Below are 17,046 nucleotides of genomic sequence, written 5' to 3' on the forward strand. Positions count from 1 at the left end.
TTATCGAACCAACTGGCATTCTTTAATATCAAAAATCAAAGCTTTAAATTGTTTATTTTTACCATTTGAAATAAAACTCTGCGTTCCATGTTCAAAATTAAAATATTCTTTGCTTATATTGATATCTTTACATTTTAAACTTTGTCCTTGTAAAAATGCATTAAGTATTTCTTTTTTTACAACTCCACTTCTTGTAGCACTTAGCTCAAATTTAATTGCAAAAATAGTAGCCAAAATCAATATTAAAACTAAAAGATAATTACCGATCTTGCCAATTTTTTTACGCAAAAATACAAAAAAAAGCAAAACCACAAAAAAAACTAAAACATACAAGATAATTTTAAACATATTTTCCCCTGAGTTTTGTACTTATATCACCTGCACCAAAACCAATAACCAAGCCACTTTCAATCAAGATATCATCAAGGTAAATAACACTTTGCTCTCTTTTAATTTCTTTTATGAATTTGGCTTTTGGGAAATATTTTTGCATATTAATTTCTATTTTAGATTCTCCTGCTGCATATACAGGCAGAATATAAAGCTCATCAACTTCTCTTAAAACTTCACTAAAATACTCTATATTAGCATTTAAGCGAGTATAGCGATGGGGCTCAAAAATGGCTATATTTTTTTTATATCCAGCTAATCTTGCATACTCACTAGCCGCTTTTAAAGTGGTTTTAATTTCAGTTGGATGATGTCCATAATCATCAATCAAAGCCATTTTATCATTTGCAAATAAAATATCAAACCTTTTCTTAATACCTTGATAATTATGTATTTTTTTACGAATTTGTTCTGTGTTTAAAAATTCACTTGCAGCCAAAATAGCCAAAGCAGCGTCCATTGCCATATGTTCGCCCATACCAAAAACGCTAAATTCTCCTAAATTTTTAAGTGTAAAATAAGTTCTAGGTTTGAAATCTTCTACTTTCATATAAATATTTGTAATATCTTTACTAGGATAAAGCTTTTTAGCATTATTTAAATTTAAACTTGCTAAAAATTCATCTTCAGCATTAATCACTTGAATTTTAGACAAATGCAAAAAGTCCTCATAAGCCTTGTGTAATTTTGCAAGATCATTTCCATAATGGTCTAAATGCTCTGCTTCCACATTAGTAACTATAGCTAAATATGGATTTGAATTTAAAAAAGAACTATCACTTTCATCAGCTTCAAAAATGAGATTTTCACTTTCCTTATAAAGCATATTGGTGCCACTTTCTTTTAAAACCGCACCAATGATTACAGAAGCTTCTATTAAGCTTGCTAAAATACTTGAAGTCGTGCTTTTTCCATGAGCTCCCGCAACTGCAAAAACTCTTTTATCTTTTAAAATCATAGGCAAGGCTTCTTTTCTTGAAAGTGTTGTAATATTTTGATTTTTTGCGCTAATTAACTCTTCATTGTCTTCTTTAATAGCAGCTGAATATACTACTAAATCCACATCTTTAACATTGTCTTTATGATGAGGAATTTTTATATTTATGCCTTCTTTTTCTAATTCTTTTGTAGTTTTACTTTCTTTGATATCAGAACCACTAATTTTAAAGCCTTGTTCTTTTAAAAATCTCGCTAAAGCTGAAATTCCAATACCACCTATACCTATAAAATGAACTTTTTGCATTATTGCCTCAAATTTTTCAAAATTTAAGGCAAAATTCTATCATTTATTTACTAAAAATAAAATATAGCTAAAATATTTATTCTATTAATCCTAAACGAATTCCTAGAAAATAAAAATTTAATTCTTGATATTTTTTTGCAAAATCTTTATGATAAGAATCCAAATCAAAAGCTTCATTTGTATCTTTCAAACTTGTATTTTTTTCAAAGCGATAACCTTTAAAACTATTTACAGGATACACTCCGTTTTCATCCACCCATACAACATCATTAAAACCAAATTCAAGTTTTTTATCACTTGGAGTTCTTAGCATACTTTTACCACCCAAACTCAAATAATCTACATTATCTAAGCTAAGAGCATACAAAGTAGGAAAAATGTCCTTATGCGAGCCAATACGATTTTTATCATAATATATATCTTTTTGTAAATTCTTAGGCACATAAAGATAAAAAGGTACACTATATGCAAAAGCTTTTTGGGTTTTTGCATCCATACTCATTTCTCTTACACGATGATCACCAGTAGCTGCTATAATAACACTATCTTTAAAAGAGCTTTGTTTAATTTTATCTAAGAACTTTCCAAATTCATCATTAGCATAAGTGTAAGCTTTTATAATGTTATTTTGTTTTTCCTCATTATAAGGAAGTAAATCTAATAATCCTTTGTGGGTATTTTTTAAAATATTTTCATCAAAATGTGATATCTTGTATGGTGGATGATTTGAGATAGTAAGAGATATAATTAAAGTATTATGTGGATTTTTTTCTAATAAATCATAAACTTTTTTATATAAAAATTCATCAGCTACTCCATAACCATTTTCACTTTCTTTAGCACCATTAAATTCTCTTATTAAAATATTTTCATCTATGATTTCATCAACACCTAGTACACTTAAATAACTTCTTATATTTTGCCAAGCACCATTACCAGCACTCACAAAAATAATTTTATAACCTTGCTGCTTATAAAGTTCTATAGGAGTATATTTTAAATATGTTTTTTGAAATTTACTTGTTGAAATATTTGCAAAAGGACTAAGAAAAAATAAATTTGCAAAGCTTGGAATAGTTCCATTAGTGGAACTTAAAAATTTTTGAAAAACAAAATCTTGTTTAAAATGTCTATCTAAAGCACCTAAATAATTATGCTCTTCATCTTTAAAATCTGCCAAATTCCAGCCAAAACTTTCCATAAAATTTATAAAAATACTAGGACGGAAATTTTTAGCGTATTCATTATGAGGACTCTTTGACCAATACATAAAAAGCTCATTTTGCAAATTTTCAGCTTGCGTATGAGTGATAAAATTCATTTTTTCTTCTTCTTTATATTGTTTATAAGCCCAACTAAAAGCCATAACAGGATTTAACATTACATCATTTATAACCTTAAATTCACTAAAGGAATAATTTTGTACATTAATGGCAACATGTTTAAAAGGTCCTCTTAGAGCTACAATATAAACACATACCAATACAATATTTAAAAAAATTAAAGTTGGCATTTTGAATTTTATGGGTTTTAATTTTAAATTTAAAATTCTTGTATTAATAAATACACAAAACGCACAAAAAACAATCATTATTAAAGTAATTTTTATCAAAGGATAATCAGAGATGATGATATCATAAATAGCTTGAGTGTTTTCATCTTTTACACTAAAAAGAAAAATATCAAATTTACTTTTATAAATTTCATAATAATAGTATTTTGCATAAGAAAATCCTATACTTAACACAGCAACAAAAATTACGTAGATATTAGAAAAAATAAAATAAAACTTCTTTCCTTGCATCGTCAATTTTTGATTTTTTATATTACAAAAAAATAAAGTAAAAAATCCACATAATAAAAGCGGCAAAAAGATAGCACTTAAAAATCTTATATCATGAAATAATCCCAAAGAATACATCATAACAATTTCACTTGAAGTTGATAAATTCTCCGGAATAAAATCCACTTGCATTAAAAAACGATTTAAAGCAAAAACAATAGAAAATAAAACACTAAAAATGGAAATTTGTAATAAAACTTTTCTCATAAAAAACCTCATTAATACTTAAACAATTTTGTTGTTTTAAAAATTTATAAAAAATTCCTAATTATTTTTTCAAATTCCCAAACTTTTCTTGCTTCATCAGCTTTTTGAGGTTCCACAATTAGCATCTCTTCCTTATCTGTAAGCCTATCTTGCACCTCCCCAAAAGCATTGATAAAGAAAGTATCACCATAAAAATTCCAACCATCTTTAAGCTTACCAATGCGATTAACTCTTAAAATATTTGTTGAATTTAAAAAAGCTCTAGTTTTTAAAAGCTCTAACCATCTTTGATTACTCTCAAAAGTACTAGCTGTAGGAATAATAACTAAGTCTATCTTTTTTTTCATAATCATCTGCCAAAAAATATCAAAATGTGCCTCAAATCCAAAAAGCAAAGCACATTTTAAATTTTCATAGCTAAAAGTAAAAAGCTTAATATGTTCATTTTTTTTATTTTGAAAAAATTTATCCTCATTCCAGTGTGCATAAGGCATTAAAATTTGTTGCTCATAGTTTTTAACACCTTTAGAAGATACCTTAAGACAAAATTTACGACAACCTTTAGCATCTACACTCACAAAGGGAGCGATAATTTCTAAATCATATTTATTTGCTAAACGAATTAAACTTTCTTTTTTACTCTCACTTTGCTCTTTTATCATTGATTTTGGCATAGTAATAAGCTCAGTAAAAAAGCTATTTAAAACATATTCACCTAAAACTACCAAATTCGCACCATTATCTTTAGCAATTTTTAAATAATAATCAAGTCTTGATTCGCTCAATGCTAAAGTAGGAAATTGTAAAGCAACAATACTACTCATCAATCTGCTCTATTTCTAATTTTGCTTTGTCTAGAAGTTCTCTTGCTGCTTGTATATTTTTTAGACCTTCTTTATAAATTTCAATACATGCTTGAAGCTTTAAATCTTTATCATTTAGCTTTTCTAAAGAAGCTTCAGCTTGTTGTAAAAATTTTTCAAATTCCATTAATTACTTACCTTATAATTTGGCGCTTCAGCAGTAATAGTAACATCGTGTACATGACTTTCTTTTAATCCTGCTGCAGTAATTTCTACAAATTCAGCTTTTTCTCGAAAAGCTTTAATATTTGCAGCTCCAACATATCCCATAGAAGACCTAAGACCGCCTAAAAGTTGATGAACTACACTTTTAATACTTCCCACATAAGGCACTCTACCTTCAATACCCTCTGGAACAAGTTTATCTTGCGCTGTCCCTTCTTGAAAATATCTATCAGAGCTTCCTTTTTGCATAGCACCTAAGCTTCCCATACCTCTATAACTTTTATATTGTCTTCCTTGATACGTAAAAAGCTCACCAGGACTTTCATCAGTTCCCGCTAAAAGTGATCCTATCATCACGCTACTTGCTCCTGCTGCAATAGCTTTTGCTATGTCACCTGAGTATTTTATACCTCCATCGGCAATCACTGGTACATCATATCTACTTGCTTCTATCGCACATTCATCTATGGCTGAAATTTGAGGCACACCCACACCTGAAACTATACGTGTGGTACAAATACTACCAGGTCCTATACCTACCTTAATAGCATCAGCACCAGCCTCACAAAGATCTTTAACCGCTTTTGCACTCGCAACATTTCCAACAATTACATCAACATTAAATTCAGCCTTAATAGCTTTTAATGTATCAATAATCCCTTTAGAATGCCCATGTGCACTATCCATCACTATAACATCTACCTCAGCTTCAACCAAAGCTCTCACACGATCAAGTTGACCTACTCCCACTGCAGCTGCAACTCTTAATCTTCCATAAGAATCCTTATTAGAATTTGGATATTCTTTACGTTTTTTAAGATCTTTAATAGTAATTAAACCTTCTAAACGATTATTTTCATCAACAATTGGAAGTTTTTCTACTTTATTTGTTGAAAAAATTCTTTCAGCATCATCTAAAGTTGAACCTTTTTTTGCAGTAATTAAAGGCATTTTAGTCATCACATTTTCTACCAAATTATCAAAATTTGTCTCAAATCTTAAATCACGATTAGTTAAAATTCCTATTAAAGTCTTATTTTCATCTACCACAGGAACCCCAGAAATTCTATATTCTGCCATAAGTTCTAAAGCTTCTTTTACGCTTGCTTTAGCTCCTATATAAATAGGATCCATAATAACTCCACTCTCACTTTTTTTTACTCTTTTAATTTCTCTTACTTGTGAAGCAATATCCATATTCTTATGGATTACACCTATACCGCCAAGCCTTGCCATCATAATAGCAGCCCTATGTTCAGTAACCGTATCCATAGCTGCAGAAACTAAAGGCATATTTAATGTAATATTTTTAGTCAATTTAGTCTTAATTTCTACTTCTTTTGGTAAAACTTCAGAATATTGCGGAACCAATAAAACATCTTCAAAAGTTAAAGCGCGTTTGAGAATTTTCATATTTTTCCTTTATTTATTTTTAACTAGATATTCTAAACTTAAAGCTCCATCAAGCAAAGTTTGTTCGTTATAAGCCTTGCAAATTAATTGAGCTGAAATATTAAGCCCATCTTGATTTTTAGCAACTGGGACACTAATACCACCAAGTCCTGCGAGATTTACAGAAATTGTAAATACATCTTCTAAATACATTTGTACCGGAGTTTTAACATCATTAAAACCAAAAGCTACACTTGGAGCAACAGGCATAAAAATCAAATCACAATCATTTAAAATTTCTTCATATTTTTCTTTTATAAATCTTCTAGCTTTTTGCGCTTTAATATAATATGCATCATAATATCCACTACTTAAAACAAAAGTTCCTAATAAAATTCTTCTTTTTACTTCTTCACCAAAACCTTCACTTCTACTATTAACATAAAGATCATTTAAATTTTGATTATTCTCACTTCTTCTGCCATAGCGAACTCCGTCATAACGACTTAAATTCGCACTAGCTTCAGCTGAAGCAATTATATAATATGCTGCCACATCAAACTTAGAGTCCATCAAATCTTTATAAATAATTTCATGATTATTAGCTTTTAACATTTCAATGGTATCTAATAATGCTTTTTTAACATCATCATTAGTTTGATCTATATAGTTTTTGATTACAGCTATTCTTAATTTTTTATTTGCATTTAATTTTTGAGCAGTAGATTCAAAACCGATATTTGCACTTGTACTATCTTTTTCATCATAGCCTGCTATAGAATCATATAAAATAGCTGCATCTTCTACATTTTGCGTCAAAACGCCAATTTGATCAAGACTTGAAGAATATGCTGCTAAACCATATCTACTCACTCTTCCATAACTTGGCTTAAATCCTACACAACCACAAAATGCAGCAGGTTGTCTTACTGAACCCCCTGTATCAGACCCTAAACTTGCCAAAGCCATTCCAGAAGCTACCGCAGCAGCGCTTCCCCCACTACTCCCGCCAGGAACTTTAGTATTGTCAAATGGATTTAAAGTTTTTCCATAAAAAGAAGTTGCACTTGTACTACCCATAGCAAATTCATCCATATTGCATCTTCCAAAAGGAGCAAAATTATTTTTTCTCAAATTTTTTATCGCAGTGGCATCATACGGAGATATATAACCTTGCAAAATTTTAGAAGCACAAGTTAATTCCCATTCTTTAACACTAATGTTATCTTTAATTGCTATTGGGATTCCAGAACCTGAACTAGTTAAATCTTTATTTAAAAATTGCTCGACATAAGCACCAATATGCTTTTGTGCTTGTGCCTTAGAATTTAATTCTTTTTTCAAATTTTCTATTTCTTCTTGCGAAAATTTCAAAGCTTCTTTTAAAGTTACCATCATTTATCCTTAAATTTTCTAACTATATAAAATAAAAACAAAGTAGCAAATAAAAAACATATTGTAGTCACAACTACCACGCTAAAAGGCAAAGCTTGTTCAAACATTTTTTATTTTTTCAACCCCATAACATCTTGGACACAAACACTCTTCTTCTTTTGCTAAAAATTTCCAACATCTTGGACATTTATATAAGGAAGCTTTAACAATTTTAAATTTTGTCTTATTAACTTCAAATTCGCCCAAGACTTCTTTATCATCAAAACTTTCCACTGAACTTACCATAAACCAATCTGCCATTTCTTCCAAATCTTCACTTAAAATTTCATTGGCACTAGTTTGCAATGATAATTCTAGTGTTGATTTTATAAGCTTATCTTTTTTTAACCCATCAATAATCTCAAAGAATTTTTCTCTTGATTGAATAAATAATTCATCATCAATTTTAAATTCATAATCAAATCCGTTTTTTAACAATAAATCAAACACATCTTTTGCATTTTCTTTAATAGCTATGTTAGCATGCTCTAATGCTTCATCTATAGTATAAGTTAAGCTTGGAGCTAAAAGCGAAAAAAGTTTTCTAGTTATTAATACCATAGCGCTTTGTGCACTAATTCTTTTAATATTATCCTTAGCATTACAATACAATCTATCCTTACAGACATCAAGATAAATTCCACTTAAATCAGCGCTTAAGAAATTTAAAAGAGCACTAAATCCTTTTGCAAATTCATATTTTTCGAAGGCATTTTCACATATTTCAAAAGCTATTTTAGCTCGCATTAAAATCCATTTATCTAAGAATGTAAAATGCTTAGTTTCTACAAATTCTATATCGTTAGTGTTAGCTAATAAAAATCGTATAGTGTTTCTTATTTTTCTATATTGCTCACTTACTTGCTTTAAAATATTATCTGAAATTTTTAAATCACTAGAATAATCACTTAACATAATCCATAATCTCAAAATTTCTACACCATAATCTCTAGCAACATTTTGAGGTAAAATTACATTACCCTTAGATTTACTCATTTTTTGACCTTTTTCATCTACCGTAAAACCATGAGTAAGTATATTATTATAAGGAGCTTTGTGATTAATGGCTGTAGAAATTAAGAGCGAACTTTGAAACCATCCACGGTGTTGATCACTTCCTTCAAGATACATAGAAGCTTGGTATTCTCCCGCATCATATCTATTAGAATTTAAAACAGCCTCCCAAGTGCTACCACTATCAAACCAAACATCTAAAATATCATAAACTTTTTCTAAATCACACGGATTATAATTGCTATTTTGTGGTAATAAATCTTTTATTTCTAAATCCCACCATGCATCAGCACCATTTTTCTCAAAAATATTTATCAAATGATTTAAAACTGATTCGTCAAAAATAATCTCTTTAGTATTTTTATTTCTAAAAAAAGCTATAGGTACACCCCAATCTCTTTGTCTTGAAATACACCAATCAGGACGATTCTCTATCATGGAATTAAGACGTTTAATACCACTTTCAGGATAAAATTTAACCTTACTCAGTTCTTCTAATGCTAGTTCTCTTAAAGATTTTCCATCAAGCTTTTTTTCATCCATCAAAATAAACCATTGTTTAGTAGCTCTATAGATTACTGGTTTATGTGTTCTCCAACAGAAAGGATAAGAATGTATGAATTTAGAACTTTCAAGCAAAGCATCTCCTAAAAGTTCTAATATACGCTCATTTGCTTTAAATATATGAAGGCCTATAAATTCATTTAATAAATGTTCTGGTAAAAGATTTTTAGTCCTAAGCGTTTCATCATAGCATCCTCCATCATCTACTGGCATAATTACTTCAATATTATATTTTAAACATACGTAATAATCATCCTCACCATGTCCTGGTGCAGTATGAACAAGCCCAGTTCCACCTTCCATTAAAACATGTTCACCTAAAATTAAAGTAGATTTTCTTTGGTTGAGTGGATTAATAGCGCTTAAATTTTCAAATTCATAGCCCATAACTTCTTTTTGAATTTCACCTTGGGTAAATTGTTTATTAATCATATTTTCAAGCAAAGGTTTAGCAAAAATAAAACCATCTTTAGTTATAACATACTTTTCATTTGGATTTAAAGATATAGCTTGATTTGCAGGTAAAGTCCAAGGGGTAGTAGTCCAAATAACTGCCTTTGCATTAACTACACCAAGTTTTTTACATGAAGATTCATCTAAACTAAAAGCTACAAATATAGAATAATCTTCCTTATCTTCGTATTCTACCTCAGCCTCAGCTAAAGCTGTTTTAGCTGCCCAACTCCAAAAAACAGGCTTACTTCTTTCTAATAAAAGTCCTTTTTTAGCAATCTCACATAAAGCTCTATAGATATCTGCTTCAAAAGCATTTTTCATAGTTAAATAAGGTTCATTCCAATCAGCAATTACCCCTAAAGACTTAAATTCTTCCCTTTGTATATCAACAAATTCCTTAGCATGTTGTCTACAAAATTCACGGATTTCTTTCTTGCTTAAGCTTTGTTTTTTTTCTTTTAATTTTACTTCAACTTGTTGTTCTATAGGTAGTCCATGACAATCCCATCCTGGAGTAAAACGTACTTTTTTACCCTGAAAATAATGCATTTTAATAATAATATCTTTTAAAATTTTATTCAAAGCATGACCAATATGCAAATGCCCATTTGCATAAGGAGGACCATCATGAAGTGTAAAATTTTCATTTGCACTTTGTCTTTTTTGCTTCATTTTATCATAAGCATAGTTATTTTTAAACCATTTATCAAAACGTTTAGTCTCAAGTTCTGCTAAATTTGCACGCATAGCAAAAGTTGTATTAGGCAGCAACAGCGTATCTTTATAATCCATACAATCGACCTCAAAATATAAAAATGTTCAATTTTACTTAAAATAATTTTAATTTGCACTTATTTTTTTGTTATAATGATTACAAAAAAGGAAATTTATGAAACATCTTATCATTGTAATTGGCAATGAACTTATCATCAATGAAAACTATATGCGTTATATTTATGAAGAATACAAAAAACAATTTTTAGAGCTTTATGAAATAAAATTTATAAACAAACCAGACAAAGAGCTTCCTTTTTTACTCCAAAATTTAACAGAAGAATTTAAGTATATAAGCATTTTTTGCGTAAATGAATACTATGCTACCATAGCAAAAATACTAGCTACGCTTGATGATGATGCATTGATTTTAGAAAATGATACTTTAATTCCTTCAAAATCAAATCGTGTTAAAAATAGCTTTTTAACTCAAATAAATGAATGCTATATCAATTTACTAAATACTAACATAACATCAAAATTACCTCAAATTTTAAATAAACCAGAATTAAATTATGTACATTTTTGTCTTTTAGATATTGATGAAATGAGTGCAAATGTTTTACTTAATACTCTTACTAAATCTTTTGAAGTTCAAACAAATTCTAGTGCTTTACTTGAAAACCTAATCTGTATAAGAGCTAATGCTAACCAATATGGAAAATTAGAAGGATTTTTAAAAGGAGTATTTAAACTATTTAATGCAAAAGTATTTTTAGGAAACAATCCTATAAATTTTGTCACAAAAAAACTTTTAGAAAAAAATTTAAAGATTTCCTTTGCAGAAAGTTGTACAGCTGGCTTGTGTGCTTCAAAACTAGCAGAAATTTCTGGAATTTCAAAGATTTACGAAGGCTCCCTTATTACTTATTCTAATCGTTTAAAAAATGCTTGGCTTGGAGTAAGCAATGACACTTTAGAAAGCGTGGGCGAATATTCAGATCGTTGTATATATTTTATGTTAAAAGGGGTTTTTAAAACAGCAAATCCTGATTTTGCTTTAGCAATTAGTGGAGTAGCTGATAGTGATGATAAAAATACAAAATCAGGTACCATATATATTGGAGCTATGTATAAAGATGGAACATTTTTGCAAGAATGTATTCACATACAAGGCAATAGAAATTACACACGAGAACAAGCATGTCTAGCCGCTTTTTGCCTAATGTTAAAATTAAAGCCTGAAGTATTTTTTGAAATATAAAATTTAATTAAAAATTATATTAATTATTTTTAATCATCATATTGTTTGAGAAGTTTTATTTGATTTTCAAGAATATTTTTTGGAGTAAGTCCTATAAATTTTTCTTTCAAAATACCATTTTCATCAACAAAAACTATTACAGGAACCCCATATATATCACCTACAGCTTTAGACAAAAACAAACTTGCTTTCGCTTGGTATAAAAGTGGAAAAAGAATATTTTTTTCTAAAATATTTTGCTGAGCCTCATTTTTATCCTTAACACCATTTAATACCGCAATAATTTTAAATTTTCTTGTTTTATAAAGTTCATTAAGTATAGGTATTTGAGCTTTGCAAACTCCACAATCTGGAGTAAGAAAAAATAAAGCATAAGGCTGGTTTTGATCTTTAATCTTTAAAGTTTTTTGAAAACCATCATATAAAAATTCTAAATTTTCATCGCCATTTAAAGCTTTGAATTCATTGTTAGCACACGAACTTAATAAAAAAGCTAAAGCCAAGAAGATATAGAATTTTTTAAGTACGACCATGGCTTTTCTCCTATAATTTTATCTTGCACTATTCCATTTTTAATAATAAAAGTTGTTGGAACAGCAAAGATATTAAATCTTTGCCAAGAAATATCTAAATCATCCTCTAGAAAAATAATATTTTTATAATCATTTGCATTTACAAAATCTTTAAATTTAATATCTTTATCTATAGAATCTACTGCTAAAATAGTTATTTTTTGTGGATTATCATCAGCTAATTTTTCTAAAAGTGGTAAATCTTTCAAACAAGAAGCACAGCCTTGTTGTACAAAAGTTAAAATAACAAGATTATCAAAATCAGAAATTTTTACTTTTTGTCCTTTTATATTTTTGGCTGAAATTTCTGGAGCATGCAAGCCTATTTTTCCTCCATTTTTATTGTTATTTTCAAAACAAGCATTTAAAAATATCATACAAAAAAAAGTTAGAATCAAAATTTTAATTCTCATGACTTTATTACTCCATGACTTAGAATAATAGTTCTATCAGCAAAAGTAGCCAAATCAGGATTGTGTGTAATTAAAACTATGGTTTTACCTTCTTGCTTTAACTGACAAAACAACTCTAAAATATTTTTTTCATTTGCCTCATCTAAATTTCCTGTCGGTTCATCTGCCAATAAAATCTCAGGATCATTAACCAAAGCTCTTGCTATACACAATCTTTGTTGTTCTCCACCACTTAATTGACTAGGTAAATGAGTGAGTCTATGAGAAAGTCCTACTTTTTCTAACGCAATTGTCGCATCTTTTTGCTCTACGCAAGAATGATAAAATTGTGCCAACATAACATTTTCTAAAGCATTTAAATAAGGAATAAGATGAAATTGTTGAAAGATTAATCCTATTTTGTCTCTTCTTATGATACTTTTTTCCTCTTCATTTAAATTTCCAACTTCTTTTCCATCTAAAAAATATTCTCCACTACTTTGAGTATCCATCAAAGAAAGTATATTTAAAAGTGTAGATTTTCCAGATCCTGAAGGACCCATAATAGCTAACCATTCACCTTGTTTAACCTCTAAATTTATATTTTGTAAAGCTTTAACTTCGTTAAAATCACGATTTAAATTTGAAATTTGTATAATATTTTTCATCATTCGCCTTTTAAATTTTCACAAACATTGATTGTCAATGCTTTTTTTAATGGTAAGAAACTTGCAAAAAACGCAAATATTAAAGATATAATTATGGCAAAGAGTACAGAAATCAATCGAAAATCTATACTTGCATTAAAGATTAAATACCCAAAAATATTTGCTAAAAAATATCCGCTAAATGCCCCAAACAAACTAGCGCTCAAACTAAGAATTAAAACTTCGGCGCCAAAAAGTTTGATCAAATCTTTTTGTTTTGCACCCAATGCAAGATGCAATGCTATTTCTTTTTTTCTTGAAAAAATTACCGCACTAAGAGTTGTATTCACACTCAAAGAACTAATTAATAAAATAACAATACTAATTAAAGCCATTAAAGCTTTCATTTTATCTAAAATAAGCCCTTCACTTATGGAAACTGAAGATATCGGTCTAGCTTCTATATTATCTTGGCTTAATTTCTTACCTGTATTATTTAGAGTTTCATAATCACCTAAAACTATAGCCTCTGCATAATTTACAACATTTTTATCAGCTAATTCCTGAGCTTTTTGTAAAGACACTATCAAAACACCATCTTGCTCATCATTACTTCTTAAAATACCTTTTATAACGACTTTAACAATCTTGGAAAGACTTGGATTATAAATTTGTATCTCTTGACCTATTTTAAGTTCTAATTGTTTTGCTAAATCAGCTCCTACAAAAGCACTATCTTCCTTAAAATCACTTAAAGAAAAATTACCTTTTAAGACTTCTATAAAAGGTTTGGTAAGTTTCAAACTTGCAAAATCAGTTCCTAAAACTATGGCGCTTGAACTTTCAAGATTATAAAAACCATATAAAAAAGGTGCTATGGATCTTGCTTTTAATTGTTCTTTGATTTGCAAAAATTCTTGCATATCTAAAAATTCACTATTTTTTGGAGTGATAATAAAATTTGCACCATAAGCTTTTAATTCTTTAGAAAGTTTTGCATCAATATCAAAATATATATTAAAAAACGATGTACTAACCATAGCACCTATAAAAATAGCTATAAAAATAACACTTACTCGCTTATAAGAAAAAATAAGCGATTTGAAAATTTCTTGCACAAAAAAATTATTTCCCATATAAAACCTCTGAAGTGGAAAGTTTAGAAATACTTTTAATTGATAATAAACATCCTAAAAATATTATTAGTATTGCAAAGAAAATACAAAGTGGCAAAATAATCCAAGAAATATCAACACTATGAGAAAAGATACTCAATGCTATAAATTCTGAAATCACGACACCGCAAATGAAACCTAAAATAGCCCCAATAATAGCTATTATTACACCTTCTAAAACGAAAATCATATATATTTGCAAAATACTTGCACCAAGAGCTTTTAAAAGCCCTATTTCACTTTTTCTTCTATAAATATCTGCACTCATTAAAGATGAAATAGCTATGGAAGCAACAATCAAACATATTATGCTAATAACCATCATTAAAGATTGAATTTTAGATACTATTAAACTTTCTGCATCAGAAATAGCACTAATAACTTTGGTGCTTGCTCCTTTAAAATCTTCTGCAATTTGATAAGCTATAGAACTTACATAAGCTGTGCAGTACCAATGATCATACTCTAACTGATCAAGACTACTAACATCCCTGCGAGCTTTTTGAGCTAAGTCATTTTCTGGTATAGTTAATGCTGAAACTTCAGCCTTAGCGAATAAGCCTTCCTTATCTAAAAGTTTTTGAGATAAAAGTAAAGAAGCAATAATTTTATTAGAAAATTCATCTACTAAGCTTATAATTGCTACTATTTTAACTTTAAATCTTTTTTCATTTTTAATTAATTCGATTTCATCATTTAAATTTAAATGATATTTTTCCGCCAATTCTTTTCCCACAATAATCTCATCTAAACTATCATCTTGCGGATATACTCCTTCAATTTTACTATATTTATATAACTGTTCTATTCCAGCATAAAAATCATCATCATCTTGAATTTTTATAGCCTTATTAAAATAAGTCCCTAACAAAGAAATATTATTAATGTTTTTATCTTGAATTTTCACATCAATTTGTGAATTTAAAAATGGAGAAAAGGCATTAATATTATTTCTCCAAAAAATTTCTTTAATAGTATGAAGTTTATCTTCTTCTAAAAAATTTTGATTTTTTAAAGGTTCATAAATTTTATTCCCTACTTCAATACTTAAACTTGCACCTTTTGGCAAAACTAAAATATTAGATCCATAACTTCTTAACTCTTTAGCTAATTCATTTCCTATGCCTAAAGTAAGATTTAACATAGTGGCAATAAGCAAAGTGGCTAAAAAAATAGTAAAAAGAGCTAGAGATTTTTGAATTTTATTTTGAAAAATAGAATTTTTAATAATCTTAACTTGCATAATTGTTTCCTAATAAATTATGAATTCTAAACTTAGAACTCTCATTAGCACCTATGTACTTTTCAGGATCATCTTTAAATTTCTCATAATTTTTTTCATTAGCAAAAAAATAAGTTCTCCCTTTATACATATAACTTCTTGGAGCTTTTAAATTAATAAGTTCGGTATTATCAATTGGATCATATACTTTTTTCTCCACTATTTTAGTGAAAAAATTTATCCCATTTAAAATTTCAGAAAAAGGAATAATGACTTGATCATTTTCAAATTTATACAACATAGGAATAGGATTACAACCGCCCGCTTTTCCCACACTTGGTAAAAATATCCTTACATTACAAGAAATACAAATTAATTCCCCATCTCTTTTAATATATCCCACATCTCCACAAATACTGCAAGCATCAAAAACAGCTACTGGAGAGTCTCGATCTTCTCTTTTATTAATGAGAAAAAATCTCACTACTTTACCTTCATCGCTAATATATGCGAAACGATGCAATTTATTATCTCTTAGCATTTTTACATCAAAAACAAACTCATTATTTTCGTTTGGTTCCACATAAGTAGGTTCATCTATAGTAATAGGTTTTGAAGCATGTAAATCATAAAAAAGCAAAATACAAAGACTAAAAATACTTGCACTAAAAATACTTGCACTAAATTTAGTAATTTTTAAATTCTTTGCTCGAATTTTTCTAAATTCTATATCAAAGTCCTTTTTTTTAGCACACTGTTCTTCTCGTCTTTTTAATACTAAAACAACAATTATTCCTATAAAACTTAATAAAATATAAGGATAAAATTGCACATAATACACACTTTTTGCTACATAACTTAAATAAATACTTTCTGTTTCTATATTTCCTTCTCTCATGAGATAAAGTAAAATTTGAGCTAAGGACTCATTGCAATACAAAATACCAATAATCAACAAAAATATATTTAAAATTTTAAAATTAAATTCTTTCACCCAGCATATAAATAGATAAAAACCAAAAGATAAAAACAAAGCAAGCAATATAAATCCAAAAGAATTAAATGTCAAAGAATCTAATAAATTAGTACTAAAAAGCGGAAAATTTATAGAAATATATAAATATTTTACGCCAAAAGCAAAAGATAGTAAAAAAACTATTGCACTTTGAATATTTTTTCTAAAAGAAAAATTTTTTATTAAAGATAAACCAATAATACTCAAAGTTAAAACAACCAATAAAATAGAATTAAAAAAATTTAATACATCATATGCTAAATTTTTAGAACTAATAAAAAAAGCAAAATATGCAAAAATAAATCCTATTGCACTAAGTTTTAAAACAAAAAACTTATTTAAATTATAAAAAAATAAAGCACCTAAAAATACACAGGGAAATATAGTTATAAAAAAATGTATGAAATAAATAGACATTATAATACTTCTTTAGATAGGATTTATGTAAAAAATCTTAAATTCTTTACATAAATC

At 28.2% G+C, this 17,046-nt stretch carries 15 protein-coding genes; 1 reads left to right on the top strand and 14 read right to left on the bottom strand.

What is annotated here, in order from left to right; translation table 11 throughout:
• The 8 genes from CINS_RS05560 to ileS form a co-directional block, all read right to left on the bottom strand.
• Positions 1-348 (bottom strand): hypothetical protein, encoded by a 348-nt coding sequence (locus CINS_RS05560; RefSeq protein WP_039650571.1) that lies wholly within the window; start codon positions 346-348, stop codon positions 1-3.
• Entirely contained in the window at positions 341-1,633 is a 1,293-nt protein-coding gene (murC, locus tag CINS_RS05565; RefSeq protein ID WP_039650573.1) for a UDP-N-acetylmuramate--L-alanine ligase, read from the bottom strand. Before murC ends, CINS_RS05560 begins: the two co-directional genes overlap by 8 nt.
• A 76-nt stretch (positions 1,634-1,709) precedes the next feature.
• Positions 1,710-3,683, bottom strand: a complete 1,974-nt coding sequence (locus CINS_RS05570) for an LTA synthase family protein (protein WP_039650574.1) — start codon at positions 3,681-3,683, stop codon at positions 1,710-1,712.
• A 44-nt stretch (positions 3,684-3,727) separates the two neighbouring features.
• Complete coding sequence (locus CINS_RS05575; protein ID WP_039650576.1) at positions 3,728-4,507, bottom strand: carbon-nitrogen hydrolase family protein; 780 nt, start codon at positions 4,505-4,507, stop codon at positions 3,728-3,730.
• Positions 4,500-4,673: an exodeoxyribonuclease VII small subunit gene (locus CINS_RS05580; protein ID WP_039650578.1), complete on the bottom strand. Its 174-nt coding sequence runs from the start codon at positions 4,671-4,673 to the stop codon at positions 4,500-4,502. Before CINS_RS05580 ends, CINS_RS05575 begins: the two co-directional genes overlap by 8 nt.
• Positions 4,673-6,124, bottom strand: a complete 1,452-nt coding sequence (gene guaB / locus CINS_RS05585) for an IMP dehydrogenase (protein WP_039650580.1) — start codon at positions 6,122-6,124, stop codon at positions 4,673-4,675. Before guaB ends, CINS_RS05580 begins: the two co-directional genes overlap by 1 nt.
• A 9-nt stretch (positions 6,125-6,133) precedes the next feature.
• On the bottom strand, positions 6,134-7,498 hold the full coding sequence (gene gatA / locus CINS_RS05590; RefSeq protein WP_039650582.1) for an Asp-tRNA(Asn)/Glu-tRNA(Gln) amidotransferase subunit GatA: 1,365 nt from the start codon (positions 7,496-7,498) through the stop codon (positions 6,134-6,136).
• Positions 7,499-7,597: 99 nt separating this feature from the next.
• The gene (gene ileS / locus CINS_RS05595; RefSeq protein ID WP_039650584.1) at positions 7,598-10,363 is read right to left on the bottom strand and encodes an isoleucine--tRNA ligase; all 2,766 of its coding nucleotides are present in this window, start codon (positions 10,361-10,363) and stop codon (positions 7,598-7,600) included.
• Positions 10,364-10,460: 97 nt separating this feature from the next.
• Here ileS and CINS_RS05600 point away from each other — a divergent pair, with 97 nt between their 5' ends.
• Positions 10,461-11,549, top strand: coding sequence for a CinA family protein (locus CINS_RS05600; protein ID WP_039650585.1), 1,089 nt, complete (start codon positions 10,461-10,463; stop codon positions 11,547-11,549).
• Between the two features lie 29 nt (positions 11,550-11,578).
• Here CINS_RS05600 and CINS_RS05605 read toward each other — a convergent pair whose 3' ends face one another.
• Genes CINS_RS05605 through CINS_RS05630 form a run of 6 tightly spaced genes read right to left on the bottom strand, consistent with a single transcriptional unit; the run spans position 11,579 to position 16,989 of the window.
• Positions 11,579-12,082, bottom strand: a complete 504-nt coding sequence (locus tag CINS_RS05605; protein WP_039650586.1) for a TlpA family protein disulfide reductase — start codon at positions 12,080-12,082, stop codon at positions 11,579-11,581.
• Complete coding sequence (locus CINS_RS05610) at positions 12,043-12,534, bottom strand: TlpA family protein disulfide reductase (RefSeq protein WP_039650587.1); 492 nt, start codon at positions 12,532-12,534, stop codon at positions 12,043-12,045. The genes CINS_RS05605 and CINS_RS05610 overlap by 40 nt, the downstream gene beginning before the upstream one ends.
• Entirely contained in the window at positions 12,531-13,184 is a 654-nt protein-coding gene (locus CINS_RS05615; protein ID WP_232012938.1) for an ABC transporter ATP-binding protein, read from the bottom strand. Before CINS_RS05615 ends, CINS_RS05610 begins: the two co-directional genes overlap by 4 nt.
• A complete protein-coding gene (locus CINS_RS05620) occupies positions 13,181-14,296 on the bottom strand; it encodes an ABC transporter permease (RefSeq protein ID WP_039650589.1) in 1,116 nt (371 codons plus the stop codon). Before CINS_RS05620 ends, CINS_RS05615 begins: the two co-directional genes overlap by 4 nt.
• Positions 14,286-15,578 (bottom strand): ABC transporter permease, encoded by a 1,293-nt coding sequence (locus CINS_RS05625; RefSeq protein WP_039650590.1) that lies wholly within the window; start codon positions 15,576-15,578, stop codon positions 14,286-14,288. Before CINS_RS05625 ends, CINS_RS05620 begins: the two co-directional genes overlap by 11 nt.
• Entirely contained in the window at positions 15,568-16,989 is a 1,422-nt protein-coding gene (locus CINS_RS05630; RefSeq protein ID WP_039650591.1) for a ferrirhodotorulic acid ABC transporter membrane protein, read from the bottom strand. The genes CINS_RS05625 and CINS_RS05630 overlap by 11 nt, the downstream gene beginning before the upstream one ends.
• Between the last annotated feature and the right edge of the window lie 57 nt (positions 16,990-17,046).

Origin of the sequence: Campylobacter insulaenigrae NCTC 12927, from assembly GCF_000816185.1 — a bacterium.
GTDB lineage: Bacteria > Campylobacterota > Campylobacteria > Campylobacterales > Campylobacteraceae > Campylobacter_D > Campylobacter_D insulaenigrae.